Origin of the sequence: Pseudomonas mediterranea CFBP 5447 (genome assembly GCF_000774145.1) — a bacterium.
GTDB lineage: Bacteria > Pseudomonadota > Gammaproteobacteria > Pseudomonadales > Pseudomonadaceae > Aquipseudomonas > Aquipseudomonas mediterranea.
The window spans coordinates 151,860-176,500 of the sequence record NZ_KN322981.1; the positions used below are offsets into that span (position 1 = coordinate 151,860).

Sequence of the window (24,641 nt, forward strand, 5' to 3'; positions counted from 1 at the left end):
ACTGTCAAAGTCGACAGTGCGGATGAACGGTCTGCCGGACTTTTTCCCCCTCGATGACGAAATGCAGTTGACGTTCGTATTTTAAGTTGTACGATGACCTACAACTTCTGGCCGAAGCTTATCTCTCTCATACACATTTTTGCGTCCCAGGGTGTTCGAATAATGAATCCACAAGAACTGAAGTCCATCCTCTCGTCTGGCCTGCTGTCGTTCCCGGTCACCGATTTTACTGCCCAAGGCGATTTCAATCGCGACAGCTACATCAAGCGCCTCGAGTGGCTGGCTCCCTACGGCGCCTCGGCCCTGTTCGCCGCCGGTGGTACCGGTGAATTCTTCTCCCTGGCCGCCAGCGAGTATTCCCAGGTCATCAAGACGGCTGTAGACACCTGCGCCACCAGCGTGCCAATCCTCGCCGGTGTCGGCGGTGCGACTCGCCAGGCCATCGAATACGCCCAAGAAGCCGAGCGTCTGGGTGCCAAAGGCTTGTTGCTGCTGCCGCACTACCTGACCGAAGCCAGCCAGGACGGCGTTGCCGCCCACGTTGAAGCCGTATGCAAATCGGTGAAAATCGGCGTGGTGGTTTACAACCGCAACGTCTGCCGCCTGAACGCCGTGCAGCTCGAACAACTGGCCGAGCGTTGCCCGAACCTGATCGGCTACAAGGACGGCCTGGGCGATATCGAGCTCATGGTGTCGATCCGTCGTCGCCTCGGCGATCGCTTCAGCTACCTGGGCGGCTTGCCGACCGCTGAAGTCTACGCTGCGGCCTACAAGGCCCTGGGCGTGCCGGTCTACTCCTCGGCGGTGTTCAACTTCATCCCGAAAACCGCGATGGACTTCTACAACGCTATCGCCCGCGACGATCACGCCACCGTCGGCAAGATCATCGATGACTTCTTCCTGCCGTACCTGGATATCCGCAACCGCAAGGCCGGTTATGCCGTGAGCATCGTCAAGGCAGGGGCGAAGATCGTCGGCTACGACGCCGGTCCCGTGCGCACGCCGCTGACCGATCTGCTGCCGGACGAATACGAAGCCCTGGCCGCGCTGATCGACAAGCAAGGCAAGCAGTAAAAGACTCGACGAGCCGCTGAGCAATCAGCGGCTCGTTCCCATGCGGAGCGTGGGGATACACCCAGGGATGCTCTGCGTCGCCAAAAGCCGAACGCAGAGCGTCCGTTGAGGCGTTTCCACGTTGAGCGTGGGAACGATCGGATCCAGACAGGCTATTTGTAAGGAGAAGCATCCGTGGCAGATGCAAAGCGTTTCGATAACTACATCAATGGTCAGTGGGTGGCCGGTGCCGACTATTGCACCAACATCAACCCGTCTGACCTGTCCGATGTCATCGGTGAGTACGCCAAGGCTGACGCTGCTCAAGTCAATGCCGCCATCGAAGCCGCCCGCGCCGCGTTCCCGGCCTGGTCGACGTCGGGCATCCAGGCGCGTCACGATGCGCTGGACAAGGTCGGCAGCGAGATCCTCGCCCGCCGTGAAGAGCTCGGCCAACTGCTGGCCCGGGAGGAGGGCAAGACCCTGCCCGAGGCCATTGGCGAAGTGACCCGCGCTGGCAATATTTTCAAGTTCTTCGCCGGTGAATGCCTGCGCCTGTCCGGCGACTACGTGCCGTCGGTACGTCCGGGCGTCAACGTCGAAGTGACCCGTGAAGCCCTGGGTGTGGTCGGTTTGATCACGCCGTGGAACTTCCCCATCGCCATCCCCGCGTGGAAAATCGCTCCGGCCCTGGCCTACGGCAACTGCGTGGTGATCAAGCCCGCCGAGCTGGTGCCGGGTTGCGCCTGGGCCCTGGCGGAAATCATTTCCCGCGCCGGTTTCCCGGCCGGTGCGTTCAACCTGGTGATGGGCAGCGGCCGCGTGGTCGGTGACATCCTGGTCAACAGCCCGAAAGTCGACGGCATCAGCTTCACCGGTTCCGTAGGCGTGGGTCGGCAGATCGCTGTCAGCTGCGTATCGCGCCAGGCCAAGGTGCAGTTGGAAATGGGCGGCAAGAACCCGCAGATCATCCTCGACGACGCCGACCTCAAGCAGGCTGTCGAACTGGCGGTGCAGAGCGCGTTCTATTCCACCGGTCAACGCTGCACGGCCTCGAGTCGCCTGATCGTCACCGCCGGTATCCACGACAAATTTGTCGAGGCCATGGCCGAGCGCATGCAGTCGATCAAGGTCGGTCATGCCCTGAAGGCGGGTACGGACATCGGCCCGGTGGTCTCCGAGGCCCAGCTCAACCAGGACCTGAAATACATCGACATCGGCCAGAGCGAAGGTGCGCGGCTGGTCAGCGGTGGTGGCCTGGTGACCTGCGACACCGAAGGCTATTTCCTGGCGCCGACCCTGTTCGCCGACAGCGAAGCGGCCATGCGCATCAGCCGTGAAGAGATCTTCGGCCCGGTGGCCAACGTCGTGCGCGTCGCCGACTACGAGGCAGCGCTGGCGATGGCCAACGACACCGAGTTCGGTCTGTCCGCCGGTATCGCCACCACGTCGTTGAAGTACGCCAACCACTTCAAGCGCCATTCCCAGGCGGGCATGGTGATGGTCAACCTGCCAACCGCCGGCGTGGATTACCACGTGCCATTCGGCGGGCGCAAAGGTTCGTCCTATGGTTCGCGCGAGCAAGGTCGCTACGCGCAGGAGTTCTACACCGTGGTGAAAACCTCCTACATCGGCTCGTAACCGCAACACCGGCCGGGCTGGCTATCCAGCCCGGTCGCACAATCTGCTGACCCGCATAAAAATAAATAGTGGGAGTACTGTTACATGCAAGCGACCAAGCCGACTCACGTCCGCTATTTGATCCTGCTCATGCTGTTCGTGGTGACAACGATCAACTATGCCGACCGTGCCACCATCGCCATCGCAGGCTCCAGCCTGCAAAAAGACCTCGGCATCGATGCCGTCACCCTCGGTTATATCTTCTCCGCCTTCGGCTGGGCCTACGTGGCCGGGCAGATTCCCGGCGGCTGGCTGCTCGACCGTTTCGGGTCGAAAAAAATCTATGCGCTGAGCATCTTCACCTGGTCGCTGTTCACCGTACTGCAAGGTTATGTCGGTGAGTTCGGCCTCTCCACCGCCGTGGTTGCGCTGTTCATGCTGCGTTTCCTGGTCGGGCTGGCCGAAGCGCCGTCCTTCCCGGGTAACGCACGCATCGTCGCGGCCTGGTTCCCCACCGCAGAACGCGGCACCGCCTCGGCGATTTTCAACTCGGCGCAATACTTCGCCACCGTGTTGTTCGCACCGCTGATGGGCTGGATCGTCTACCGCTTCGGCTGGCAGCACGTGTTCATCGTGATGGGCGTGATCGGCATCGTGTTCTCGCTGATCTGGCTCAAAGTGATCCACAGCCCGCGCCAGCACCCGATGATCAACGAAGCCGAGTTCAACCACATCGCCGCCAACGGTGCGATGGTCGACATGGATCAGGACAAGGGTAAGGGCAAGGAGAAGAAGGCCGACGGTCCGAAGTGGGATTACATCCGCCAACTGCTCACCAACCGCATGATGCTCGGCGTATACCTGGGCCAGTACTGCATCAACGGTATCACCTACTTTTTCCTGACCTGGTTCCCGGTGTATCTGGTCCAGGAGCGTGGCATGACCATCCTCAAGGCCGGTTTCATCGCGTCCTTGCCGGCGATCTGCGGTTTCATCGGTGGTGTGCTGGGTGGGGTGATTTCCGATTACCTGCTGCGCAAGGGCCACTCGCTGACCTTCGCCCGCAAGGCACCGATCATCGCCGGCCTGCTGGTGTCCAGCAGCATCGTGGCCTGCAACTACGTGGAAATCGAATGGATGGTGGTGGGCTTCATGGCCCTGGCCTTCTTCGGCAAAGGCGTGGGCGCACTGGGCTGGGCCGTGGTGTCCGATACGTCGCCAAAACAGATCGCCGGCTTGAGCGGTGGCCTGTTCAACACCTTCGGCAACCTGGCGTCGATCACCACGCCAATCGTCATCGGCTACATCATCAGTGCCACCGGTTCGTTCAAGTGGGCACTGGTGTTCGTCGGTTGCAACGCCTTGGTGGCGGTGTTCAGCTACCTGGTCATCGTCGGGCCGATCAAGCGTGTCGTGCTCAAGGAACCTGCGGCCAAGGATGCCGACCTCTCTAGTCTGTCTGAAGCCAAATCCTGAAGGAGCGGCACCGATGCAACTGATTGAACATGCCGATTCGCCCCGTTACATCCGCCTGCACGAGCGGGACAATGTGGTGATCGTCGTCAACGACCAGGGCGTACCGGCCGGGACCGAATTCCCGGACGGCCTGGTCACCGTGGACTTCGTGCCCCAGAGCCACAAGGTCACGCTGCAGGACATTCCCGAGGGTGGCGAGGTGATTCGCTACGGCCAGGTCATAGGCTATGCACTGCAACCGATCCCTCGTGGCAGTTGGGTCAAGGAAGACCAGTTGCGCATGCCCACCGCGCCACCGCTGGACAGCCTGCCGCTGTCCACTGATGTGCCGGCGGCGGATGCGCCGCTTGAGGGTTATACCTTCGAAGGCTACCGCAACGCCGACGGTACCGTCGGCACGCGCAATATCCTGGGCATCACCACCACGGTGCAATGCGTGACCGGGGTGCTGGATCATGCAGTCAAGCGCATCAAGGATGAACTGCTGCCCAAGTACCCGAACGTCGACGACGTGGTGGCGCTGACCCACAGCTACGGCTGTGGCGTGGCGATCACCGCCACCGATGCGTACATCCCGATCCGTACCGTGCGCAACCTGGCACGCAACCCGAACCTGGGGGGCGAAGCGCTGGTGATCAGCCTCGGTTGCGAGAAATTGCAGGCCGGCCAGGTGATGCACGAAAACGACAGCTCGGTGGACCTCAGCGAGCCTTGGTTGTATCGCCTGCAGGACTCCAGCCACGGCTTCACCGAGATGATCGAACAGATCATGGAACTGGCTGAAACCCGCCTGAAGAAACTCGACCAGCGCCGTCGTGAAACTGTACCGGCCTCGGAGTTGATCCTGGGCATGCAGTGCGGCGGCAGCGATGCGTTTTCCGGCATCACCGCCAACCCGGCCCTGGGCTATGCCTCGGACCTGTTGCTGCGCGCCGGGGCGACGGTGATGTTTTCTGAAGTCACCGAAGTGCGCGACGCCATCTACCTGCTGACCTCCCGGGCGCAAACCCGGGAAGTCGCCCAGGAGCTGGTGCGCGAGATGGACTGGTATGACCGTTACCTGGCCAAGGGCGAGGCGGATCGCAGCGCCAACACCACGCCGGGCAACAAGAAGGGCGGGCTGTCGAACATCGTCGAAAAATCCCTGGGCTCGATCGTCAAGTCGGGCAGCAGCGCGATCAACGGCGTGCTCGGCCCGGGCGAGCGCTTCAAGCACAAAGGCCTGATCTTCTGCGCCACCCCGGCCAGCGATTTTGTCTGCGGCACATTGCAACTGGCGGCGGGGATGAACCTGCACGTGTTCACCACCGGCCGTGGCACGCCGTATGGTCTGGCGATGGCGCCGGTGGTAAAGGTCTCGACCCGCACCGAACTGGCCCAGCGCTGGCCGGACCTGATCGACATCGACGCCGGCCGGATTGCCACGGGCCGCGCTTCGATCGAAGAACTGGGTTGGGAGCTGTTCCACTATTACCTTGATGTGGCCAGCGGCAAGAAGCAGACCTGGGCAGAGCGGCACAAACTGCACAACGACATCACCTTGTTCAACCCGGCGCCGATTACCTGATCTGACGTTGTCGTTGATCGTTCCCACGCTCTGCGTGGGAATGCTGCCAGGGACGCTCTGCGTCCCGAGAGCCGAACGCGGAGCGTCCGTTGAGGCATTTCCACGCAGAGCGTGGGAACGATCAGTGGGAAAGTGGCTTATCATTAGCCACCTAACGACACCCTTCTCAAGGTCCCCGGCATGCTGGCAATTTTCTTAGAAACCCTGAACATCACCGCGCCGGTGTTTGCCATGCTGTTTCTGGGGGTGTTGCTCAAGCGCGTCAACTGGATCAACGACAATTTCATTCACACCGCCTCGTCCCTGGTGTTCAACGTCACCATGCCGGCGCTGTTGTTCCTCGGCATCCTCCATGCCGACCTGCATGCGGCGCTGCAGCCGGACCTGCTGATCTATTTCTCCGTCGCCACCCTGGTGAGTTTCGCCGTGGCCTGGGGGTGGGCGATCTGGCGCTGCCCGCGGGAAGATCGCGGCATCTACACCCAAGGTGCGTTTCGTGGCAACAACGGGGTCATCGGCCTGGCGCTGGCGGCAAGCATGTATGGCGACTACGGGATTTCCCTGGGGGCGATCCTCGCGGCGCTGGTGATCCTGTTCTACAACACCTTGTCGACCATCGTGCTGGCGGTCTACAGCCCGGTGATCAAGTCCGACCCGTGGAGCATCTGCAAAAGCGTGTTCAGCAACCCGCTGATCATCAGCGTGATCATCGCCGCACCGTTCGCCTATTGGCAGATCGGTTTGCCGAACTGGTTCGAGACGTCAGGCAAATACCTGGCACAGATGACCTTGCCCCTGGCGCTGATCTGCATCGGCGGTACGCTGTCGCTGGCGGCATTGCGCAAGAGCGGCAAGATGGCCATGAGTTCGAGCCTGGTAAAGATGGTCGGCCTGCCGGCGCTGACCACCCTGGGCGCCTGGCTCTGGGGTTTTAGAGGGGCGGAACTGGGCATCCTGTTCCTGTACTTCGGCAGCCCCACCGCCGCCGCCAGCTTCGTCATGGCCCGCGCCGCCGATGGCAACCATGAACTGGCGGCGGCGATCATCGTCATCACTACATTGATGGCGGCGATCACCACCAACCTGGGGATCTTTGTGTTGCAGTGGGGTGGGTGGATCTAGGCTTGGATTTCTGGTGTTCTTGAGGTCCAATCGCGAGCAGGCTCGCTCCCACATTCGAGCGCGTTCCTTCTGAAGAGACCCGATCCACTGTGGGAGCGAGCCTGCTCGCGATGGCGCCAGTCCATACCGCCCCAATCCCGCGCTTCATTCCGCCTGCTGATACGCCTCGATCACTTCCTGTGCCGCCCGAAACGCATCGATCGCCGCCGGCACTCCCGCATACACCGCGCAATGCAGCAACGCTTCGCGAATCTCCTCCACCGTACAGCCATTATTCAGTGCGCCACGCACATGACCTTTGAGCTCCTGCGGGCATTTGAGGGCGGTGAGGGCGGCCAGTGTGATCAGGCTGCGGGTTTTCAGCGGCAGGCCTTCGCGGCTCCAGACGCTGCCCCAGGCATGTTCATTGACGAAGTCCTGCAGGGGCTGGGTGAATTCGGTGGCGTTGCCCAGGGCGCGGTCGACGAACGCGTCGCCCATCACCTGGCGACGCATGTCCAGGCCGGTCTTTGGAGTATCGGTCATGGCAAATCCCTCTTGTGGTGTTGGCGGCGCCAGGCGCGCACGGAGGTGAACAGCAAGAATGCCAGCAAGCCCGGCAGCACGTAGAACAGCATCAGCCGCTCCAGCCGGCCGGCCAGGGGCATGCCGGTGGTGAACGCGATCACGTGGAGCCCATAGGCCAGGTACAAGCCCAGGAGCAACAAGCCTTCGGCGCGGGTGACCCGGTAGCCGGAATAGAACACCGGCAGGCACAGCACCGCCACGCCGAGCATCACCGGCAGGTCGAAGTCCAGCGCGTTCGGTGAAACCGAAAGCGGCGTCGGCGCGACGAGGGCGGTCACCCCGAGGACCCCCAGCAGGTTGAACAGGTTGCTGCCGATCACGTTGCCCACCGCGATATCGCGCTGGCCGCGCAAAGCGGCGATCAATGAGGTGGCGAGCTCCGGCAGCGAGGTGCTGACCGCGACGATGGTCAGGCCGATGATACGTTCGGAAAGACCCAGGTCGGTGGCCACTTCCACCGCTGCGCCCAGCAGCAGATGCCCGGCGAAAATCAGCATCGCCAGGCCCGCTGCAATCATCGACAGGCTCCTGAGCCAGGATACCGGTGTCATGTCGACCGCTATGGCATGGGGGCGCCCGGAGTGCCGTGACTGGCGCAGCAGCAAGCCCAGGTACACCGCCAGGGCGATCAGCAGTAGCACGCCGTCCAACCGCGTCAGCTCTTCGTTCCAGGCCAGTACGAACACCAAGAGGCTGGCAGCGATCATCAGCGGGATGTCCAGGCGCACCAGTTGGCGCGAGACCCGCAACGGAATGATCAGCGCCGACAGGCCGAGGGTCACGAGGATGTTGAAGATGCCGCTGCCGATCACGCTGCCCACGGCGATGTCGGCGTTCTGCGTCAGGGTCGCTTGCAGGCTGACGGCCATCTGCGGCGCGCTGCTGCCGAAGGCGACGACGCTCAGGCCGATGATCAGGGGACGTACTTGCAAACGTGCCGCCAGGCCGACAGCGGCCCGCACCAGCAACTCGGCACCGGCAATCAGCAACAGCAAGCCTCCGAACAGTTCGATCAGGCTGAACAGCGGTAAATCGGCGAGTAGGGAAATGGCCGGGCTCCGTCTATCAATCGTCGAGGGCTTGCACGCGTACCCGCGCGGTGCCGGTGCGCAACATGCCCAACTGCTCGGCGGCTTCGCGGGACACGTCGATCAGGCGGCCTCGGGTATACGGGCCGCGGTCGTTGATACGGACCACGACACTGTCATTGTTGCCCAGGTTGGTGATTTTCACCCGTGTGCCGAACGGCAACTGGCGATGGGCGGCGGTCAGGCTGTGTTGGTCGAAACGCTCGCCACTGGCGGTGCGCTTGCCGTGGTGCCTGGCACCATAATAGGAGGCCACGCCTGTCTGGTCGTAGCCGTGTGGATCGACCGTCCCGCTCTGGCTGGCGCAACCGGCCAACAGGGACAGCAGGGCGCAGGCGCCGAGGAGACGCTTCATTCTATGACCCCATGATCGTTCCCATGCTCTGCGTGGGAATGCAGCCCGTGACGCTCTGCGTCACAAAAAGCGGACGCGGAGCGTCCAGTGAGGCGTTCCCACGCGGAGCGTGGGAACGATCACCGTCCATAAATCAGCCCTCGAGCTTGCTTTTCAGCAATTCGTTGACCTGTTGCGGGTTGGCCTTGCCTTTGGAGGCTTTCATGGCCTGGCCGACGAAGAAGCCGAACATCTTGCCGCGCTTGGCTTCGTCCGCCGCACGGTATTGTTCGACCTGTTCGGCATTGGCCGCGAGCATCTCATCGAGTACGGCGGAAATGGCGCCGGTGTCGGTGACCTGCTTCAAGCCGCGCTTCTCGATGATCTCGTCGGCGCTGCCCTCGCCGTTGGCCATGGCTTCGAAGACCATCTTGGCGATCTTGCCGGAGATGGTGTTGTCCTTGATCCGCAGTAGCATGCCGCCCAGTTGCTCGGCCGATACCGGCGACTCGTCGATTTCCAGCCCCTGCTTGTTCAGCAGGCTGCCCAGTTCGACCATTACCCAGTTGGCCGCCAGTTTGGCATCGCCGCCGATGCCGACGACTTTCTCAAAGTAATCGGCCTGTTCGCGGCTGGTGGCCAGGACGTTGGCGTCATAGCTCGACAGCCCGAACTGCGCCTGGAAGCGCTCGCGTTTCTGCGGCGGCAGTTCCGGCAGGGTGGCGCGCACGTCGTCGAGGAACGAGTCTTCGATCACCACCGGCAGCAGGTCCGGGTCGGGGAAGTAACGGTAGTCGTTGGCTTCTTCCTTGCTGCGCATCGGACGGGTTTCGTCCTTGTTCGGGTCGTACAGGCGGGTCTGCTGGATGACCTTGCCGCCATCCTCGATCAGTTCGATCTGGCGCTGGATCTCGCTGTTGATCGCCTTCTCGATGAAGCGGAACGAGTTGACGTTCTTGATTTCGCAACGGGTGCCGAATTCGGCCTGGCCCTTGGGCCGGATCGACACGTTGCAGTCGCAGCGCAGCGAGCCTTCGGCCATGTTGCCATCGCAGATACCCAGGTAGCGCACCAGTGCGTGGATCGCCTTGACGTAGGCCACGGCTTCCTTGGCGCTGCGCATGTCCGGCTCGGAGACGATTTCCAGCAACGGCGTGCCGGCACGGTTCAGGTCGATGCCGGTGGCGCCGTTGAACTCTTCGTGCAGGCTCTTGCCGGCGTCCTCTTCCAGGTGTGCGCGGGTGATGCCGACACGCTTGACCGTGCCGTCTTCCAGGGCGATGTCCAGGTGGCCCTTGCCGACAATCGGCAGTTCCATCTGGCTGATCTGGTAGCCCTTGGGCAGGTCCGGGTAGAAGTAGTTCTTGCGGGCGAACACGTTGTGCTGGCCGATCTCGGCGTCAATCGCCAGGCCGAACATCACCGCCATGCGCACCGCTTCGGCGTTGAGCACCGGCAGTACGCCGGGCATGCCCAGGTCGACCAGGCTGGCCTGGGTGTTGGGCTCGGAGCCGAACGTGGTGGAACTGCCGGAAAAGATTTTCGACCGGGTGGTGAGCTGGGTGTGAATCTCCAGCCCGATCACGACTTCCCATTGCATGTGTTTCTCCTCAGAAGCCGGTTGGGGTGCGGGTGTGCCAGTCAGTGTTCAACTGATACTGGTGAGCCACATTGAGCAGGCGGCCTTCCTGGAAATACGGTGCGAGCAACTGCACGCCCACCGGCAGGCCGTCGACGAAACCGGCCGGCATGGACAGGCCCGGCAAACCGGCGAGGTTGGCGGTGATGGTGTAGACGTCTTCCAGGTAGGCAGCGACCGGGTCGCTGTTCTTGGCGCCGAGTTTCCAGGCCGGGTTCGGCGTGGTCGGGCCGAGGATGATGTCGACCTCGTTGAAGGCGGCCATGAAGTCGTTCTTCACCAGGCGACGGATTTTCTGCGCCTTGAGGTAGTAGGCGTCGTAGTAGCCCGCGGAGAGCGCATAGGTACCGACCATGATCCGCCGCTGCACTTCGGCACCGAAGCCTTCGCCACGGGAGCGCTTGTACAGGTCGATCAGGTTTTCCGGGTTTTCGCAGCGATAGCCGAAGCGCACGCCGTCGAAACGCGACAGGTTCGAGGAGGCTTCCGCCGGGGCGATCACGTAATAGGCTGGAATCGCGTGCTGCATGTTCGGCAGGCTGATTTCCTTGACCACGGCGCCGAGCTTTTCCAGTTCCTTGACGCTGTTGTGGATCAGGTCGGCAATGCGTGGGTCGAGGCCGGCACCGAAGTACTCCTTCGGTACGCCAATGCGCAGGCCTTGCAGCGAGCCGCTGAGGCCGGCGCTGTAGTCCGGCACCGGTTCGTCGATGCTGGTGGAGTCGTTCGGGTCGAAGCCGGCCATGCCTTGCAGCAGGATCGCGCAGTCTTCGGCGGTGCGGGCCAGCGGGCCGCCCTGGTCGAGACTGGAGGCGTAGGCGATCATGCCCCAGCGCGACACGCGGCCGTAGGTGGGCTTGAGGCCGGTGAGGTTGGTGAACGCCGCGGGCTGGCGGATCGAGCCGCCGGTGTCGGTGGCGGTCGCGGCCGGCAACAGGCGCGCGGCCACGGCGGCGGCGGAACCTCCGGACGAACCGCCCGGTACGTGTTCCAGGTTCCAGGGGTTCTTCACCGCGCCGTAGTGGCTCGACTCGTTGGCCGAACCCATGGCGAATTCGTCCATGTTGGTCTTGCCCAGGGTCACGGCGCCGGCGGCGGCCAGCTTGGCGACCACGGTGGCGTCGTACGGGGCCGTGAAGTTGTCGAGCATCTTCGAGCCGCAGCTGGTGCGCACGCCCTGGGTGCAGAACAGGTCCTTGTGGGCGATCGGCGCGCCCAGCAGGGCGCCGCTTTCACCGTTGGCACGGCGGGCGTCGGCCGCCCTGGCCTGGCTCAGGGCCAGCTCTTCGGTAACGCTGATGAAACTGTTGAGCTGCGGGTCGAGCTGGGCGATGCGCGCCAGCAGGGCCTTGGTCAGCTCTTCGGAGGAAAATTTTTTATCGGCGAGTCCGCGGGCGACCTCGGCCAGTGTCATGTGATGCATGAGAGGCTCTTTCCCTTTAGTCGATGACTTTCGGAACCAGGTACAGGCCGTTTTCGACCGCTGGAGCGATGGCCTGGTAGGCCTCGCGGTTGTCGGGTTCGGTCACGACGTCGGCGCGCAGGCGCTGGCTGGCTTCCAGTGGGTGGGCCAGCGGTTCGATACCGTCGGTATTGACCGCCTGCATCTCGTCGACCAGCCCCAGAATGCTGTTCAGGGCGGAAGTGATATGTGGAAGATCGGCTTCATTGAGGCCCAGGCAGGCCAGATGAGCGATTTTTTCCACGTCGGAGCGTTCAAGCGCCATGGGATTCTCCAGTGGAAAACAGAACGGACGCAGTCTGTCCGTGTGTTAGATTGTCGGAACACTACCGCATTTCTACGGCCCAGTGCCCTGTTTCACAAATACTGTTCCTTTTTTGACGGCGTCTATTGTCGTCATGCTGCGTTGCCGCTTCTCGCCATAGCGGGCTATGACTCGTCGCGGCGCCTTGCCTGACGACAATAGCCGCTCGTCAAAAAAGGAACGTATCTGCGAAACAGGGCATTGGCCGCGATTGTAGGGGTTGGTGCACAGAAAAGCGGCCAATTTAACATATTGGCGCCTTGCCCAAAATCCCTGTCGTTGTTAGAGTTTGCCGCACTTTTTTACCCACGCGTTGCCTAGGGTCCCTTTCCCATGTTCAAGAAACTGCGTGGCATGTTTTCCAGCGATCTTTCCATTGACCTGGGCACTGCCAACACCCTTATTTACGTGCGCGAGCGCGGTATCGTCCTGAATGAACCCTCGGTCGTGGCCATCCGCACCCACGGTAACCAGAAAAGTGTCGTGGCTGTTGGTACCGAAGCCAAGCGCATGCTGGGCCGTACACCGGGCAACATCGCAGCCATTCGTCCGATGAAGGACGGCGTGATCGCCGACTTCAGCGTCTGCGAGAAGATGCTGCAGTACTTCATCAACAAGGTTCACGAAAACAGTTTCCTGCAGCCCAGCCCTCGTGTGCTGATCTGTGTTCCATGCAAGTCCACCCAGGTGGAGCGTCGTGCCATCCGTGAATCGGCCCTTGGCGCCGGTGCCCGCGAGGTGTTCCTGATCGAAGAGCCGATGGCCGCTGCCATCGGTGCCGGCCTGCCGGTGGAAGAAGCCCGCGGTTCGATGGTGGTCGACATCGGTGGTGGCACCACCGAGATCGCGCTGATCTCCCTCAACGGTGTGGTCTATGCCGAATCCGTGCGTGTGGGCGGCGACCGCTTCGACGAAGCGATCATCACCTACGTGCGTCGCAACTACGGCAGCCTGATCGGCGAATCCACCGCCGAGCGCATCAAGCAGGAAATCGGCACGGCCTACCCGGGCGGTGAAGTCCGTGAAGTCGACGTTCGTGGCCGTAACCTGGCCGAAGGCGTTCCTCGCGCGTTCACCCTGAACTCCAACGAAGTCCTGGAGGCTCTGCAGGAGTCCCTGGCGACCATCGTCCAGGCGGTGAAGAGCGCCCTGGAGCAGTCGCCGCCGGAACTGGCATCGGACATCGCCGAGCGCGGCCTGGTGCTGACCGGTGGTGGCGCATTGCTGCGTGACCTCGACAAGTTGCTGGCCCAGGAAACCGGTCTGCCGGTGATCGTTGCCGAAGATCCGCTGACCTGCGTTGCCCGCGGCGGTGGTCGTGCCCTGGAAATGATGGACAAGCACACCATGGACCTGCTCTCCAGCGAATAAGTCTCGCCGGATCCATGTTGTTCGCCTACGGGCAGCACTTTGCAGTGCTGCCCGTAGGCGTTTATCTTCTGTCATTCGTATCCAGGCCGGTTTGATGCCGTATGAATAAAGAGAACATTTGCCTGGGAGGAGCGGCTTATTAAACCGCTTTTTGCCAAGGGTCCCTCGTTGGGTGTGCGCTTGCTGGTGCTGGCCGCGCTATCGGTTGCGCTGATGGTGGTCGATGCCCGCTTCACACTGCTCAAGCCAGTGCGCAGCCAGATGTCGCTGGTCCTGATGGAATCCTATTGGATCACCGACCTGCCGCAACGGTTGTGGCAAGGTGTGGCCAGCCAGTTCGGCAGCCGGACCGAACTGGTCGCCGAAAATGAAAAACTCAAGACCGAGAACCTGCTGTTGCAGGGACGCCTGCAGAAGCTGGCGGCCCTCACCGAGCAGAATGTGCGGCTGCGCGAGTTGCTCAACTCTTCCGCACTGGTCAACGAAAAGGTCGAAGTGGCCGAGTTGATCGGCATGGACCCCAACCCGTTTACCCACCGGATCGTCATCAACAAGGGTGAGCGCGACGGCGTGGTCCTCGGCCAGCCGGTGCTCGACGCCCGCGGCCTGATGGGCCAGGTGGTGGAGTTGATGCCCTACACGTCTCGCGTGCTGTTGTTGACCGATACCACCCATAGCATCCCCGTGCAGGTCAACCGCAACGGTCTGCGGGCGATTGCCAGCGGCACCGGCAATCCGGAACGCCTGGAGCTGCGGCATGTGGCCGACACCGCCGATATCAAGGAAGGCGACCTGCTGGTCAGCTCCGGGCTCGGCCAGCGCTTCCCGGCAGGCTATCCGGTGGCGACCGTCAAGGAAGTGATCCATGACTCCGGCCAGCCATTCGCCATTGTCCGCGCGGTACCGACCGCCGCGTTGAACCGCAGCCGTTACCTGCTGCTGGTGTTCAGCGACAACCGCACGCCGGAAGAGCGCGCCAACGACGCTGCCGCGGCCCAGGAAGCCCAGGACCGGCAGGGCGGCGAAGCGGCTGCCCCCGGCGCTGGCGCACCCGTGCCGGCCGCAACGCCGAATCCGCCCGCGTCCACACCGGCTATGCCAGCAACCACGCCGGCTGCTGCACCCGCTACCACGCCTGCCAGGTCGGCGACGCCCGCCGCGACACCGGCCAAGCCTGCAACCCATGCGCCGGCCACTCATGCACCAGACGCCCAACCGGCACGCCCGGCTGCCAGAGCGCCGGCCGCGCCCGCCACCAGGGGAGCACGAGAAGAATGAGCAGTACCCACTCCGGTAACGGCTGGATGGTCTGGTTGACCTTCGCCCTGGGCCTGTTGCTCAGCGTTTCGCCGCTGCCGCAATTCATGGAGATCCTGCGCCCGTTGTGGCTGGCCTTGCTGCTGGCCTTCTGGGCGCTGGCGCTGCCGCACAAGGTCGGCATGGTCACCGCCTGGTGCCTGGGGCTGGCCGAAGACGTGCTCTATGGGACGTTGCTGGGGCAGAACGCGCTGATCCTGACCTTGATTACCTTCCTGGTGCTGTCGCTACAGCAGCGCCTGCGGATGTTCCCGATGTGGCAACAGTGCCTGGTGATCCTGGTGATCTTCGGCCTGGCGCAATTGGTACAGCTATGGCTCAGCGCGCTGACCGGCAATCGCCAGCCAACCCTGGCACTGGTGCTGCCAGCCCTGGTCAGTGCCTTGCTCTGGCCCTGGGTCAGCTTCGGTTTGCGTGGCCTGCGCCTGCGTTTCAAGATCAACTGATTGGCTGGGGCTGACCGTACCCCTGTGGCGAGGGAGCTTGCTCCCGCTCGACTGCGCAGCAGCCGCAGGATTCAGGGCCACTTCGTGCCCCGGCGGGAGCAAGCGCCCTCGCCACAAAAGCTCCCTGATCACGGTTGTCTTGCCTGCGCTTTAAAAGAGGGAAATGTTGATGAAACCGCTTTACCTCGCCTCAGGCTCGCCGCGTCGGCGTGAATTGCTCACGCAGATCGGTGTGTCCTTTACCGCCATCAGCGCGGACATCGACGAAACTCCCCTGGACCCTGAAACCCCATCCGCCTATGTCGAGCGCCTGGCGCGCGGCAAGGCCGAGGCCGGACGGCGGACCCTGCCGATCGATGTCGATGGCTGCGTATTGGGTGCCGACACGGCGGTAGTGCTCGATGGGCGGATTCTCGGCAAGCCTCTGGACCAGGACGATGCGCGCTCGATGCTGCTGGGCCTGGCGGGTCGCGACCATGAGGTGTTGACCGCTATCGCCTTGCTGGACGGTCAGCGCTGCGAATCCCGGGTGGTCAGCAGCCGGGTGCGTTTTCGCCCCATCAGCGAAGCGGAAGCGGCGGCCTATTGGGCCAGCGGCGAACCCCGGGACAAGGCCGGTGGCTACGGCATCCAGGGGCTGGGGGCGGTATTCGTCGCCGGGCTGGAGGGCAGCTATTCTGCGGTGGTTGGCTTGCCGCTGTGCGAAACCGCGCAACTGCTGGAGCATTTCGGCATACCCTGTTGGCAAACCTTGAACGTGCGTTGAACGCCGTCTGACCAGATGCAGCCATTATCGTGAAAATGCCTGAACGAGACCCTGCCATGAGTGAAGAGATCCTGATCAACATCACGCCGATGGAATCGCGCGTGGCGGTGGTTGAAAACGGTGTGCTGCAAGAGGTTCATGTCGAGCGCACGCAAAAGCGCGGCATTGTCGGCAACATCTACAAAGGCAAGGTGGTGCGGGTGTTGCCGGGCATGCAGGCGGCGTTCGTCGATATCGGCCTGGACCGTGCGGCGTTCATCCATGCCTCGGAGATTTCCATGCGCGAAGGGCCTGCCGTGGAGAGCATCGGCGCACTCGTCCATGAAGGCCAGAGCCTGGTGGTGCAGGTCACCAAGGACCCTATCGGTTCCAAAGGCGCGCGCCTGACCACGCAACTGTCCATTCCGTCGCGATACCTGGTGTACATGCCACGCACCGCCCATGTCGGCATTTCCCTGAAGATCGAGGACGAAGCCGAGCGCGAGCGCCTCAAGCAGGTGGTCAGCGATTGCGTGGAGAAAGAAGGGATCAAGGAGGCTGGCGGCTTCATCCTGCGCACCGCGGCCGAAGGTGCCGGGGCCGATGAGATTCTCATGGACATCCGTTACCTGCGCAGGCTCTGGGACCAGATCGCCGCGCAGATCAAGACCATTGCCACGCCCAGCGTGATCTATGAAGACCTGGGCCTGGCGCTGCGCACGCTGCGGGACCTGGTCAGCCCCAAGATCGAGAAAATCCGCATCGACTCCCGGGAAACCTTCCAGAAGACCACCCAGTTCGTGGCCGAGTTGATGCCGGAAATTGCCGACCGCCTCGAGCATTATCCCGGCGAGCGGCCGATTTTCGACCTGTACGGCGTCGAGGACGAAATCCAGAAGGCCCTGGAGCGCAAGGTGCCGCTCAAGTCCGGCGGCTACCTGGTGGTCGATCCGGCCGAGGCCATGAGCACCATCGACGTCAACACCGGGGCGTTCGTCGGCCATCGCAACCTCGAAGAAACCATCTTCAAGACCAACCTGGAAGCCGCCACGGCCATCGCTCGGCAACTGCGCCTGCGCAACCTGGGCGGGATCATCATCATCGACTTCATCGACATGGAGGACGAAGAGCATCAGCGCCAGGTGCTGCGAACCCTGGAGAAGCAGCTCGAGCGCGACCACGCCAAGACCAACATCATCGGCATCACCGAGTTGGGCCTGGTGCAGATGACCCGCAAACGCACCCGCGAAAGCCTTGAGCAGGTGCTGTGCGAGCCGTGCAGCGCCTGCCAGGGTCGGGGCAAGCTGAAGACCCCGGAAACCGTGTGTTACGAAATCTTCAGGGAAATTCTCCGGGAGGCGCGCGCCTACCAGGCCACTGGCTATAGAGTGTTGGCAAACCAGAAAGTGGTGGACCGCCTGCTCGATGAGGAGTCGGGCAATGTCGCGGAACTGGAGGCCTTTATCGGGCGCACGATTCGCTTCCAGGTAGAAACCATGTACTCCCAGGAACAATACGACGTTGTGCTGCTCTGAAGTGGCTCCTGACGCGGTGGTCCCGCCGATTTGAATACCTTTGCCTGGGGAGTCCACTGACATGGAGCGTTTGACCCGCATTCTGGCCGCGCTGACCCGCTGGGGCTTGGGTCTGTGCGCGCTGCTGCTGGTGCTGCTGGCGTTGTATGTCAGCCTGGGGCGGGAACTGGCGCCGCTGGTGGCCGAATACCGTACCGAGATCGAGCACCGGACCACCGAAACGCTGGGCATGCCGTTGCAGGTTGGCAGCCTTGAGGGCAAGTGGAGTGGCCTGGCGCCGATTCTGCTGGCTCGCGACGTGATGATCGGCGATGGTGCCAATGCCATGCATCTGGATGAGGTGCGTGCCGTGCCCGACCTGTGGGCCAGCCTGCTGGCCCGCCAGGTACGCATCGCCCACCTGGAGCTCGGTGGTCTGAAGATCAGCCTCAAGGAAGGCGCCGACGGCAAGTGGGCCCTGGAAGGCCTGCCGGTCAAGGACGATCAACCGTTCGATCCGCAGCGATTGTTTGATCGCATGCAGATGGTCTCGAAGCTTTCGATCCTGGACAGCCAGGTGACCTTGCAGCCGCTGGATCAAGCACCACTGACCCTGACCTATGTGGGCCTGAGTCTCAGAACCGGCGTCAGCCGCCAGCGCCTGGATGCGCGCCTGACCCTGCCCGACGGGCAACCGCTGGCAATCAACCTGCGTACCCGGATCCGCGCCGCCGATTGGAAGAACGGCCAGGCCGATGCCTACCTGAGCCTGCCACAGAGCGACTGGTCGAAATGGTTGCCGAAGCGCTTGACCCGCGAATGGCATTTCTCCCAGGCCAAGGCCGGCGGCGAGTTCTGGCTGAGTTGGGGGAGTGGCATGTTGCAAAGTGCCGCCGTGCGCCTGAATGCACCGGACATCAGCGGCGCCTACGCCGAGCGCAAGCCGGTACAGATCCGAAACCTGGCACTCAACGGCTATTTCCAGCGCGGCAGCGACGGGTTCACCGCGACGTTCGATTCCCTGGCGATGAGCCTGGGGGAAACCCGCTGGGAATCGCGCTTGCAACTGCAGCAGAGTGCGGCCACCGAGAAAGCTGAAGAACTCTGGCATCTACAGGCCGATCGTCTCGACCTGACTCCGATTACGCCGCTGCTCAATGCCTTGGCGCCTTTGCCCGAGGGCGTCGCGACGGCCATCGACCGTCTCAGGTTCACTGGCGCGCTGCGCAACGTGTGGGTGGACTACCGGCCGCAGAATGCCGGTGCTCGCAAGGTCAGCTTTGCCACCAACCTGGACACGGTGGGCTTCGATGCCTATCACGGCGCGCCGGCGGCGCGTAACGTTTCGGGCAGTCTCAGCGGCGACCTCGGTGGCGGCGAGCTGCGCATGGACAGCAAGGATTTTTCCCTGCACCTGGACCCGATCTTCGCCAAGCCCTGGCAATACCTGCAGGCCAATGCGCGGCTGACCTGGAAGCTCGACCAGCAAGGTTTCACCCTGATCGCGCCCTACCTGAAGGTGCTGGGGGAGGAGGGCCGGATTGCCGGCGATTTCCTGATCCGCCTGCATTTCGATCACAGCCAGGAAGACTACATGGACCTCCGGGTCGGTTTGGTGGACGGCGACGGGCGCTACACCGGCAAGTACCTGCCGGCGGTGCTGAGCCCGGCCCTGGATGAGTGGCTGCGCACGGCCATCGTCAAGGGTGCCGTGGATGAAGGGTTTTTCCAGTACCAGGGCTCGCTGAACCACGGCGCCGAGGACGCGGCCCGCAGCATCAGCCTGTTCTTCAAGGTGCATGACGCCGAACTGGCCTTCCAGCCCGGTTGGCCTTCGGTGAGCAAGGTCAGTGGCGATGTCTTCGTCGAAGACAGCGGTGTGCGTATCTTCGCCAGCCAGGGACAATTGCTGGACACCCAGGTCAAGGACGTGGCGGTGAACATTCCCCATGTCCCGAATGGACAGCATTCCCATCTGCTGCTGGAGGGCGGGTTCGCCGGGGGCCTGGGGGACGGGCTGAAAATCCTGCAGACGGCGCCCATCGGCACGGCCGAGACGTTCGCCGGCTGGGAGGGCGAAGGCGGCCTGCAAGGCAATGTGAAGCTTGATATTCCCTTGGCCAAGGGGGATCAACCGAAGATCCTGGTGGACTTCAGCACCGACAACGCCCGGCTCAAGCTCAGCGATCCGGTGCTGGAGCTGACCCAGCTCAAGGGCGATTTCCGCTTCGACAGCAGCAAGGGGCTGAGCGGCAAGAACATCGCCGCCCGGGCGTTCGACCGACCTTTGACCGCGCAGATCTTCGCCGATGGCCGTGCCGGTGCGCTCAATACCCGGGTGGTTGCGTCCGGCCGGCTGGAGGTCAAGAAGCTCACCGACTGGCTGAACGTCACACAGCCGCTGCCGGTATCCGGAGTCGTTCCTTACCAATTGCAGGTAATACTCGACGGCGCCGACAGCCAGTTGTCGGTCAGTTCCAACCTCAAGGGCGTAGCGGTGGACCTGCCGGCCCCCTTCGGCATGACGGCCGATACCGGGCGCGACACGGTGTTCCGCATGACGCTGCAGGGGCCGGAGCGGCGTTACTGGGTCAATTATGGCGACCTCGCCAGCTTCACTTACGCAGCGCCGGGCGGGAAGCCGGCCGATGGTCGCGGCGAGCTGTTGCTCGGGGACGGCGACGCTGTTTTGCCTGGCGCAAAAGGGGTGCGGCTGCGTGGGACGCTGTCGGAACTGGATGTCGGGCCGTGGCAGGACCTGCTGAACAAATACGCCGGACAGGACCCGGGCGGCAGCGCCAGGCAATTGCTCAGCGGCGTCGACCTGAAGGTGGGCAAGCTCACGACCATGGGAACGACTCTGGACCAGGCAGCGGTGCAGCTCGACCGTAAGCCGGATGCCTGGGCCCTGGGCCTCGACAGCCAGCAGGCCAAGGGCAGCGCCAGCTTCCCGGATGCGAAAAGCGCTCCGATCGGGATCAAGCTCGATTACGTTCGCCTGCCGGCCGCGGACCCGACGGTGCAAGCCGATGAAAACGCGCCGGACCCGCTGGCATCGGTAGACCCGACCCGGATCCCGGCCATGGATATCGCGATTGACCAACTGTTCCAGGGACCGGATCTGATCGGCGCCTGGTCGTTGAAGGTGCGTCCGACCGCCAAGGGTATCGCGCTGAACAATCTGGACATGGGTCTCAAGGGCATGGCGTTGCAGGGCAGTGGCGGCTGGGAAGGCGTGCCCGGTTCCACCCGCAGTTGGTACAAGGGGCGTATCAGCGGCAAGAACCTGGCGGATGTGCTCAAGGGCTGGGGATTCGCCCCCAGCGTGACCAGCCAGGACTTCCATCTGGACGTCGATGGCAACTGGCCCGGCTCACCGGCCTGGGTCGCGACCAAGCGCTTTTCCGGCAGCCTCGATGCGTCGTTGAGCAAGGGCCAGTTCGTCGAGGTCGAGGGCAGCGCCCAGGCGTTGCGGGTGTTCGGCCTGTTGAACTTCAACTCCATCGGCCGGCGGCTGCGCCTGGACTTCTCCGACCTGTTCGGCAAAGGCCTGAGCTACGACCGGGTCAAAGGGCTGCTGGTGGCGAGCAATGGTGTCTACGTGACCCGTGAACCCATTACCCTGACGGGGCCTTCGAGCAACCTGGAACTCAACGGGACCTTGGACATGGTGGCCGACCGGGTCGATGCCAAGTTGCAGGTGACATTGCCGGTGACGAACAACCTGCCGATTGCCGCACTGATTGTCGGCGCACCGGCGGTGGGTGGCGCGCTGTTTTTGATCGACAAGCTGATCGGCGACCGCGTGGCGCGTTTTGCCAGCGTAAGATACGACGTCAAGGGCCCGTGGAAAGAGCCGAAGATCACTTTCGACAAGCCGTTCTGATGGACAACGCCAATCCCCCTGTGGGAGCGAGCCTGTGGGAGCAAAGCTTGCTCGCGATGAACGATGACGCGGGTTTACGGTTGGACCGAGTCGTTCGTATCGCGAGCAAGCTTTGCTCCCACAACCCTCGTGGCGAGGATAAGGACAGGAGGAAAACACCATGCCAGTCGCAGTGATTCAAATGGTCAGCCAGAGCGATGTGCTCGCCAACCTGGCGCGGGCCCGTGTATTGCTGGAACAGGCCGCCGCCGGCGGTGCGCGGCTGGCGGTGTTGCCGGAAAACTTCGCGGCGATGGGGCGGCGGGACGTGGCCGACCTCGGGCGTGCCGAAGCCATCGGTCAGGGACCGATCCTGCCCTGGTTGAAACAGGTCGCCCGTGACCTCAGGTTATGGATTGTGGCCGGTACATTGCCTTTGCCGCCGGTGGACCGGCCCGAGGCCAAGGCCCATGCCTGCTCGCTGCTGGTGGACGATCAGGGCCAGATCGTGGCGCGGTACGACAAGCTGCACCTGTTCGACGTGGATGTGGCCGACAATCGTGGGCGCTACCGTGAGTCTGATGACTATGCTTATGGCGGTAACGTGGTAGTTGCCGATACGCCGGTGGGCAGGGTCGGCCTGACGGTCTGCTATGACTTGCGTTTTCCGGAACTGTACAGCGAGCTGCGGGCTGCCGGTGCCGAGTTGATCACGGCGCCCTCGGCGTTCACCGCCGTCACCGGTGCGGCTCATTGGGAGGTGCTGATTCGCGCCCGGGCCATCGAAACCCAGTGCTATGTGCTGGCGGCCGCCCAAGGAGGCGTGCATCCGGGGCCTCGGGAGACCTTCGGCCATGCGGCCATTGTCGACCCCTGGGGGCGTGTGCTGGCGCAACAGGATCAAGGCGAAGCCGTGCTGCTGGCCGAGCGTGACAGCAGCGAACAGGCGTCCATCCGGGCGCGCATGCCGGTGGCCAGCCATCGGCGCTTTTTCTCGCAGGGCGCTCGACAGCGACCTGTCCAAGACGACGAATTCAAGGCGTAAAACATATGAGCGGGTTGTTGTCCTCTGTCAGTGAACACCTTCTAGCCCCCGGCGGCGTGACCCTGGAAAGCCTGCAAGGCGTGCTGGGCGACCTGGCCGGCCCGGGTATCGACGCGGCCGACCTGTATTTCCAGGGCCAGATCTCCGAGTCCTGGTCCCTGGAAGACGGCATCGTCAAGGAAGGCAGTTTCAACCTTGACCAGGGCGTGGGCGTGCGTGCCCAGTCAGGCGAGAAAACCGGCTTTGCCTACAGCAATGCCATTACCCTCGAAGCCCTGGGGGCCGCGGCTCGTGCGGCGCGTTCGATTTCCCGGGCCGGGCAGAGCGGTACGGTCCAGGCCTTCAGCAGCCAGGACGTTGCGCAGTTGTATGCGCCGGATAATCCGCTGGAAGTTATGAGCCGCGCCGAGAAGGTCGAACTGCTCAAGCGCATCGACGTCGCGACCCGTGCCCTCGACCCGCGCATCCAGCAGGTATCCGTGAGCATGGCCGGTGTCTGGGAGCGCATCCTGGTGGCCTCTACCGACGGTGGCCTGGCGGCGGATGTGCGGCCGCTGGTGCGCTTCAATGTCAGTGTGATCGTCGAACAGAACGGTCGCCGCGAGCGCGGTGGTCACGGCGGAGGCGGGCGCACCGACTACCGTTATTTCCTCAGCGAAGACCGCGCCATGGGCTACGCCCGGGAGGCCTTGCGCCAGGCGCTGGTCAACCTGGAAGCCATTCCCGCACCGGCTGGCACATTGCCGGTGGTGCTGGGCTCCGGTTGGTCCGGCGTGCTGCTGCACGAAGCGGTGGGGCATGGCCTGGAGGGCGATTTCAACCGCAAGGGCAGTTCGGCCTACAGCGGGCGCATGGGCGAAATGGTCGCTTCGAAGCTCTGCACCATTGTCGACGACGGCACCCTGGCCGGGCGTCGCGGCTCGCTGAGCGTCGACGACGAGGGCACGCCGACCGAGTGCACCACGCTGATCGAGAACGGCGTCCTCAAGGGCTACATGCAGGACAAGCTCAACGCCCGGTTGATGGGCGTGGCCCGCACCGGCAACGGCCGCCGTGAGTCGTATGCGCACCTGCCGATGCCGCGCATGACCAACACCTACATGCTGGGCGGTCAAAGCGATCCGGCGGAAATCATCGCTTCGGTGAAGAAAGGCATCTACTGCGCCAACCTCGGCGGCGGCCAGGTGGACATCACCAGCGGCAAGTTCGTGTTCTCCACCAGCGAGGCCTACCTGATCGAGGACGGCAAGATCACCGCGCCGGTCAAGGGCGCGACGCTGATCGGTAACGGACCGGAGGCGATGAGCAAGGTGTCGATGGTCGGCAACGACCTGGCGCTGGACAGCGGCGTAGGGACGTGCGGCAAGGACGGGCAGTCGGTGCCCGTGGGTGTTGGTCAGCCGACCCTGAAGATCGATGCGATTACCGTGGGTGGCACGGGCGCATGACAGGAGCAGCGGGTGGAGTACGAGCCTCCACCCGCGGACGTCACTCAGCGCAGGCCGCGTTGAGTCTCGTCCAGCTCACGGATGTACTTGAAGATTTTACGGCTCGAAGCCGGTGGCTTGTTCTGCGCCACTTCGTGCTGGGCCTGACGGATCAGGGAGCGCAACTGCTGGCGATCGGCCTCCGGGTAGTCGACGACGAATTTTTCCAGGGTGCCGTCGTCGCCTGCGATCAAGCGATCGCGCCAGCGTTCCAGGTTATGGAAGCGTTCGTTGTACTGCCGGGTGGAGGCGTCGAGTTGATCGAGCAGGACCAGGATGGCGTCAGTGTCCTGATCACGCATCAGTTTGCCGATGAACTGCAGGTGCCGTTTACGCGCGATATTCGCGGTGTGCTTGGGCGCATCGGCCAGGGCCCGGCGCAAGGCGTCGGTCAGGGGCAGTTTGGCCAGCAAGTCCGGCTTGAGTGTTGTCAGGCGCTCGCCGAGGTCAACCAGAGCATGCAGCTCGCGTTTGACCTGGGATTTGCTTTTTTCACCCTCGTAGAGGGAGTCGTCGTAAGAATCAACCATGGGGGCAGTCCGCAAAGAAACGCCGCCATGATAACCAGTCGGGGGCCGCTTGTCCGGCCCGGTCGCTCGAAGGCCTTACCGAAAGCAGA

20 protein-coding genes are annotated in these 24,641 nt (G+C 63.1%); 13 read left to right on the forward strand and 7 right to left on the reverse strand.

Annotated features, from left to right (window positions below):
- Nucleotides 1-162: 162 nt before the first annotated feature.
- The 5 genes from kdgD to N005_RS03650 all read left to right on the forward strand — a co-directional run bounded on the left by kdgD (nucleotide 163) and on the right by N005_RS03650 (nucleotide 6,838).
- Nucleotides 163-1,074 (forward strand): 5-dehydro-4-deoxyglucarate dehydratase, encoded by a 912-nt coding sequence (gene kdgD / locus N005_RS03630; RefSeq protein ID WP_041022062.1) that lies wholly within the window; start codon nucleotides 163-165, stop codon nucleotides 1,072-1,074.
- Between the two features lie 174 nt (nucleotides 1,075-1,248).
- Nucleotides 1,249-2,694 carry an aldehyde dehydrogenase family protein gene (locus N005_RS03635; RefSeq protein ID WP_047699490.1) on the forward strand — a complete coding sequence of 482 codons (1,446 nt, stop codon included), beginning with the start codon at nucleotides 1,249-1,251 and terminating at the stop codon, nucleotides 2,692-2,694.
- An 84-nt stretch (nucleotides 2,695-2,778) separates the two neighbouring features.
- A complete protein-coding gene (locus tag N005_RS03640; RefSeq protein ID WP_047699492.1) occupies nucleotides 2,779-4,149 on the forward strand; it encodes an MFS transporter in 1,371 nt (456 codons plus the stop codon).
- A gap of 13 nt (nucleotides 4,150-4,162) precedes the next feature.
- On the forward strand, nucleotides 4,163-5,716 hold the full coding sequence (gene garD, locus N005_RS03645; protein ID WP_047699494.1) for a galactarate dehydratase: 1,554 nt from the start codon (nucleotides 4,163-4,165) through the stop codon (nucleotides 5,714-5,716).
- Between the two features lie 180 nt (nucleotides 5,717-5,896).
- A complete protein-coding gene (locus N005_RS03650; RefSeq protein WP_047699496.1) occupies nucleotides 5,897-6,838 on the forward strand; it encodes an AEC family transporter in 942 nt (313 codons plus the stop codon).
- Nucleotides 6,839-6,982: 144 nt separating this feature from the next.
- On the opposite strand, the gene N005_RS03655 is transcribed toward N005_RS03650, so the two are convergent.
- From N005_RS03655 to gatC, 6 genes are all read right to left on the reverse strand, one after another.
- Nucleotides 6,983-7,363 (reverse strand): carboxymuconolactone decarboxylase family protein, encoded by a 381-nt coding sequence (locus N005_RS03655; protein ID WP_047699499.1) that lies wholly within the window; start codon nucleotides 7,361-7,363, stop codon nucleotides 6,983-6,985.
- Entirely contained in the window at nucleotides 7,360-8,421 is a 1,062-nt protein-coding gene (locus tag N005_RS03660; protein WP_047699501.1) for a calcium/sodium antiporter, read from the reverse strand. The genes N005_RS03655 and N005_RS03660 overlap by 4 nt, the downstream gene beginning before the upstream one ends.
- Nucleotides 8,422-8,470: 49 nt before the next feature.
- Complete coding sequence (locus tag N005_RS03665) at nucleotides 8,471-8,848, reverse strand: septal ring lytic transglycosylase RlpA family protein (protein WP_047699503.1); 378 nt, start codon at nucleotides 8,846-8,848, stop codon at nucleotides 8,471-8,473.
- 133 nt (nucleotides 8,849-8,981) lie between these two features.
- On the reverse strand, nucleotides 8,982-10,427 hold the full coding sequence (gene gatB, locus N005_RS03670) for an Asp-tRNA(Asn)/Glu-tRNA(Gln) amidotransferase subunit GatB (RefSeq protein ID WP_041024438.1): 1,446 nt from the start codon (nucleotides 10,425-10,427) through the stop codon (nucleotides 8,982-8,984).
- Between the two features lie 10 nt (nucleotides 10,428-10,437).
- Entirely contained in the window at nucleotides 10,438-11,889 is a 1,452-nt protein-coding gene (gene gatA / locus N005_RS03675) for an Asp-tRNA(Asn)/Glu-tRNA(Gln) amidotransferase subunit GatA (protein WP_047699506.1), read from the reverse strand.
- A 16-nt stretch (nucleotides 11,890-11,905) separates the two neighbouring features.
- Nucleotides 11,906-12,193: an Asp-tRNA(Asn)/Glu-tRNA(Gln) amidotransferase subunit GatC gene (gene gatC, locus N005_RS03680; protein ID WP_047699507.1), complete on the reverse strand. Its 288-nt coding sequence runs from the start codon at nucleotides 12,191-12,193 to the stop codon at nucleotides 11,906-11,908.
- A 372-nt stretch (nucleotides 12,194-12,565) separates the two neighbouring features.
- Between gatC and mreB the strand changes: the two genes are divergently transcribed.
- The 8 genes from mreB to tldD all read left to right on the forward strand — a co-directional run bounded on the left by mreB (nucleotide 12,566) and on the right by tldD (nucleotide 23,983).
- Complete coding sequence (gene mreB / locus N005_RS03685; RefSeq protein WP_002555108.1) at nucleotides 12,566-13,603, forward strand: rod shape-determining protein MreB; 1,038 nt, start codon at nucleotides 12,566-12,568, stop codon at nucleotides 13,601-13,603.
- Between the two features lie 138 nt (nucleotides 13,604-13,741).
- Entirely contained in the window at nucleotides 13,742-14,881 is a 1,140-nt protein-coding gene (gene mreC / locus N005_RS03690) for a rod shape-determining protein MreC (protein ID WP_081993216.1), read from the forward strand.
- Nucleotides 14,878-15,366 carry a rod shape-determining protein MreD gene (gene mreD, locus N005_RS03695; protein WP_047699512.1) on the forward strand — a complete coding sequence of 163 codons (489 nt, stop codon included), beginning with the start codon at nucleotides 14,878-14,880 and terminating at the stop codon, nucleotides 15,364-15,366. Before mreC ends, mreD begins: the two co-directional genes overlap by 4 nt.
- Before the next feature lie 169 nt (nucleotides 15,367-15,535).
- Nucleotides 15,536-16,132: a Maf family protein gene (locus tag N005_RS03700; RefSeq protein ID WP_047699702.1), complete on the forward strand. Its 597-nt coding sequence runs from the start codon at nucleotides 15,536-15,538 to the stop codon at nucleotides 16,130-16,132.
- Nucleotides 16,133-16,188: 56 nt separating this feature from the next.
- On the forward strand, nucleotides 16,189-17,646 hold the full coding sequence (rng, locus tag N005_RS03705; protein WP_041024433.1) for a ribonuclease G: 1,458 nt from the start codon (nucleotides 16,189-16,191) through the stop codon (nucleotides 17,644-17,646).
- A 61-nt stretch (nucleotides 17,647-17,707) separates the two neighbouring features.
- Nucleotides 17,708-21,511 (forward strand): YhdP family protein, encoded by a 3,804-nt coding sequence (locus N005_RS03710; RefSeq protein ID WP_047699514.1) that lies wholly within the window; start codon nucleotides 17,708-17,710, stop codon nucleotides 21,509-21,511.
- A gap of 160 nt (nucleotides 21,512-21,671) precedes the next feature.
- Entirely contained in the window at nucleotides 21,672-22,535 is an 864-nt protein-coding gene (locus N005_RS03715) for a carbon-nitrogen hydrolase family protein (protein WP_047699516.1), read from the forward strand.
- 5 nt (nucleotides 22,536-22,540) lie between these two features.
- Nucleotides 22,541-23,983, forward strand: coding sequence for a metalloprotease TldD (gene tldD, locus N005_RS03720; RefSeq protein ID WP_047699517.1), 1,443 nt, complete (start codon nucleotides 22,541-22,543; stop codon nucleotides 23,981-23,983).
- A 44-nt stretch (nucleotides 23,984-24,027) separates the two neighbouring features.
- Here the strand turns inward: tldD and yjgA are convergent, their stop codons facing one another.
- Nucleotides 24,028-24,552 carry a ribosome biogenesis factor YjgA gene (yjgA, locus tag N005_RS03725; protein WP_041020876.1) on the reverse strand — a complete coding sequence of 175 codons (525 nt, stop codon included), beginning with the start codon at nucleotides 24,550-24,552 and terminating at the stop codon, nucleotides 24,028-24,030.
- Nucleotides 24,553-24,641: the final 89 nt, after the last annotated feature.

Coding starts and splice junctions, on each gene's coding strand:
- kdgD (WP_041022062.1), top strand. CDS start 163: ATGAATCCACAAGAACTGAAGTCCATCCTCTCGTCTGGCCTGCTGTCG.
- N005_RS03640 (WP_047699492.1), top strand. CDS start 2,779: ATGCAAGCGACCAAGCCGACTCACGTCCGCTATTTGATCCTGCTCATG.
- garD (WP_047699494.1), top strand. CDS start 4,163: ATGCAACTGATTGAACATGCCGATTCGCCCCGTTACATCCGCCTGCAC.
- N005_RS03650 (WP_047699496.1), top strand. CDS start 5,897: ATGCTGGCAATTTTCTTAGAAACCCTGAACATCACCGCGCCGGTGTTT.
- N005_RS03655 (WP_047699499.1), bottom strand. CDS start 7,363: ATGACCGATACTCCAAAGACCGGCCTGGACATGCGTCGCCAGGTGATG.
- N005_RS03665 (WP_047699503.1), bottom strand. CDS start 8,848: ATGAAGCGTCTCCTCGGCGCCTGCGCCCTGCTGTCCCTGTTGGCCGGT.
- gatB (WP_041024438.1), bottom strand. CDS start 10,427: ATGCAATGGGAAGTCGTGATCGGGCTGGAGATTCACACCCAGCTCACC.
- gatA (WP_047699506.1), bottom strand. CDS start 11,889: ATGCATCACATGACACTGGCCGAGGTCGCCCGCGGACTCGCCGATAAA.
- gatC (WP_047699507.1), bottom strand. CDS start 12,193: ATGGCGCTTGAACGCTCCGACGTGGAAAAAATCGCTCATCTGGCCTGC.
- mreB (WP_002555108.1), top strand. CDS start 12,566: ATGTTCAAGAAACTGCGTGGCATGTTTTCCAGCGATCTTTCCATTGAC.
- mreD (WP_047699512.1), top strand. CDS start 14,878: ATGAGCAGTACCCACTCCGGTAACGGCTGGATGGTCTGGTTGACCTTC.
- N005_RS03700 (WP_047699702.1), top strand. CDS start 15,536: ATGAAACCGCTTTACCTCGCCTCAGGCTCGCCGCGTCGGCGTGAATTG.
- rng (WP_041024433.1), top strand. CDS start 16,189: ATGAGTGAAGAGATCCTGATCAACATCACGCCGATGGAATCGCGCGTG.
- N005_RS03710 (WP_047699514.1), top strand. CDS start 17,708: ATGGAGCGTTTGACCCGCATTCTGGCCGCGCTGACCCGCTGGGGCTTG.
- N005_RS03715 (WP_047699516.1), top strand. CDS start 21,672: ATGCCAGTCGCAGTGATTCAAATGGTCAGCCAGAGCGATGTGCTCGCC.
- tldD (WP_047699517.1), top strand. CDS start 22,541: ATGAGCGGGTTGTTGTCCTCTGTCAGTGAACACCTTCTAGCCCCCGGC.
- yjgA (WP_041020876.1), bottom strand. CDS start 24,552: ATGGTTGATTCTTACGACGACTCCCTCTACGAGGGTGAAAAAAGCAAA.